The 2,385-nt window shown below is 74.0% G+C and carries 3 protein-coding genes and 1 pseudogene; all 4 read left to right on the forward strand.

Annotated elements, in window-relative coordinates:
• A pseudogene (locus tag ABNT58_RS05875) lies at window positions 1–99 on the forward strand (putative selenate ABC transporter substrate-binding protein); the annotation flags it as partial.
• 9 nt (window positions 100–108) lie between these two features.
• The gene (locus ABNT58_RS05880; protein WP_348752570.1) at window positions 109–921 is read left to right on the forward strand and encodes an ATP-binding cassette domain-containing protein; all 813 of its coding nucleotides are present in this window, start codon (window positions 109–111) and stop codon (window positions 919–921) included.
• Between the two features lie 38 nt (window positions 922–959).
• The gene (locus tag ABNT58_RS05885; protein WP_348752571.1) at window positions 960–1,817 is read left to right on the forward strand and encodes an ABC transporter permease; all 858 of its coding nucleotides are present in this window, start codon (window positions 960–962) and stop codon (window positions 1,815–1,817) included.
• 10 nt (window positions 1,818–1,827) lie between these two features.
• The coding region (locus ABNT58_RS05890; protein ID WP_348752572.1) for a phosphonate ABC transporter, permease protein PhnE at window positions 1,828–2,385 on the forward strand (558 nt) is incomplete at its 3' end.

Consider the following 2,385-nt stretch of genomic DNA (forward strand, 5'->3'; position numbering starts at 1 on the left):
ATCATGGCGCTGCAGCGGGCGAGCAAATTCATCCCGACGCAGCCGTCCAACTACGACGGCATCGAGGCCGCGGCCAAGGCGGCCGGCCTGCTGAAGTAAAGCGCTGCCGTGTCCTTCCAGCTGGAAGGCGTGGGCCTGGTGCATGGCAACGGCCACCGCGCGCTGCGGGGGCTGTCGCTGGCGGCCCGCGCCGGTGAACGCCTGGCCGTGATCGGCCCCTCGGGCGCCGGCAAGACCAGCCTGCTGCGGCTGCTGGGCTGCGGCCTGCGCCCGAGCGAAGGTCGCTTGCAGGTGTTGGGTGCGTCGCCCTGGCAGCTGCGGCCGGCCGAGCTGCGCCGGCTGCGCGCCCGCATTGGCAGCGTGCACCAGGCGCCGCCCATCCCGCCGCGGCTGCGGGTGGTCACGGCGGTGCTGGCTGGCCGGGTGGGGCAGTGGGGCCTGGGCCGGGCGCTGTGGTCGCTGCTGCATCCTGTGGATACCGCCGGCGCGCAGGAAGCGTTGGCGCGGCTGGACATCGCCGACCGGCTGTTCGACCGCTGCGATCGTCTGTCGGGTGGCCAGCTGCAGCGGGTGGGCATCGCCCGTGTGCTGTACCAGCGGCCCGACCTGATGCTGGCCGACGAGCCGGTGTCGGCGCTGGACCCGACGCTGGCCGATGCCGCCGTGCAGCAGCTGGTGCGCCAGAGCGAAGCCACCGGCGCCACGCTGGTGGCCTCGCTGCATGCGGTGGACCTGGCGCTGCGCTGGTTTCCGCGGGTGCTGGGCATGCGCGGCGGCGAGCTGATGTTCGACCTGCCGGCGCGCGAGGTGACGCCCGCGCTGCTGCAGGCGCTGTACGCAGGCGAGGCGCCGGTACCGGGCGCCGCTCCGTTGTTGCCCACGACCGAGCCGCCGCTGGCCGCCGGCGCCATGTGCCGTTAGCGCGCGGCGCCTGCCCATGCCTTGATTTCTGTGAGCTGATGTCGTCTCCTGCGTCTTCCCGGCCTTCCGCGCCGTTGGCCGCGGCCCCGCGTGATCCGCAGGCCCGCAGCCGGCTGACCGCGCTGGTGCTGGCCCTCGTGCTGCTGTGGCCGGTGCTGCGCCTGGCCGAGTTCAATCCGGCCGCGCTGTTCCAGCCCGGCAACCTGAGCGTGATGGCAGGCTTCCTGGCCGGCTTTCTGCCGCCGTCCACCGACCCGGCCTTCCTGGCGCTGCTGGGCCGCGCCACGCTGGAAACCCTGGCCATGGCCACCGCCGGCATGGCCATCGCCTTCGTCATCGCCGCGCCGCTGGGCCTGTTGATGAGCCGGGCGCTGTCCGTCTCGCGCCTGGGGCCGGGCGCGATGCGCTGGCGCGGCAGCGGGGTGCGCACCGCCGCCCGCACGCTGCTGATGGTGCTGCGCGCCGTGCCGGAGGTGGTGTGGGCGCTGCTGTTCGTGCGTGCGCTGGGCCTGGGCCCGGCGGCGGGTGTGCTGGCGCTGGCCATCACCTACGGCGGCATGCTGGGCAAGGTGTACGCCGAGATCCTGGAATCCACCGACGCGCGGCCGGCGCGTGCGCTGCTGGAAGCCGGCAGCGGCCGGTTGGCCGCGCTGGGCTACGGCCTGCTGCCCGGCGCCGCGCAGGAGCTGGGCAGCTACACCGTCTACCGCTGGGAGTGTGCGGTGCGCGCCTCGGTGGTGATGGGTTTTGTGGGGGCAGGGGGCCTGGGCCAGCTGATGGACCAGTCGATGAAGATGCTCAACGGCGGCGAGGCCAGCAGCATCCTGCTGACCTTTTTGCTGTTGGTGTTCGTGGCGGATGGGCTGTCGGCGCTGCTGCGGCGCTTGTTGTCATGAGGGGCGCCGCATGACGACGAGCACGCTCCCACGCCCGCCGCGCCGCTGGGCCGGCGGCCTGCTGGCGCTGGCGGTGCTGGCCGCGGTGGTCGCCAGCTTCGCCTACCTGGCCATCGACTACCGGGTGCTGGCCGCGCCCGAGTCGCTGCGGCAGATGGGCCGCTTCATCGCCGAGTTCTTCCCGCCCGACCTGTCGGCGCCGATGCTGGCCAAGGTGGGCTGGGGCGCCTTGCAGACGCTGGCCGTCTCGGCCCTGGGCACGGTGCTGGCGGCGCTGGCCGGTGGCCTGCTGGCGCTGCCGGCCGCCGGCCGGGGCGGGCGCGCGCTCAGGCCGCTGACTCGCCTGCTGCTGAACATGCTGCGCAGCGTGCCCGAGCTGGTGTGGGCCGCGCTGATGGTGCTGGCCGCCGGGCTGGGGCCGTTTGCCGGTGCATTGGCGCTGGCGCTGCACACCACCGGCGTGCTGGGGCGCCTGTTCGCCGATGCGCTGGAGAACCTGCCCGCCACGCCCGAGCGCAGCCTGCGTGAGGCCGGCAGCTGCGCCGCCGCGGCCTTTGCCTACGGCAGC

The organism is uncultured Aquincola sp., from assembly GCF_964001545.1.
Classification (GTDB): Bacteria; Pseudomonadota; Gammaproteobacteria; order Burkholderiales; family Burkholderiaceae_C; genus Aquincola.

Excerpts from the sequence above, each read along its gene's own strand:
- ABNT58_RS05885 (WP_348752571.1), top strand. The coding sequence starts at position 960 with ATGTCGTCTCCTGCGTCTTCCCGGCCTTCCGCGCCGTTGGCCGCGGCC.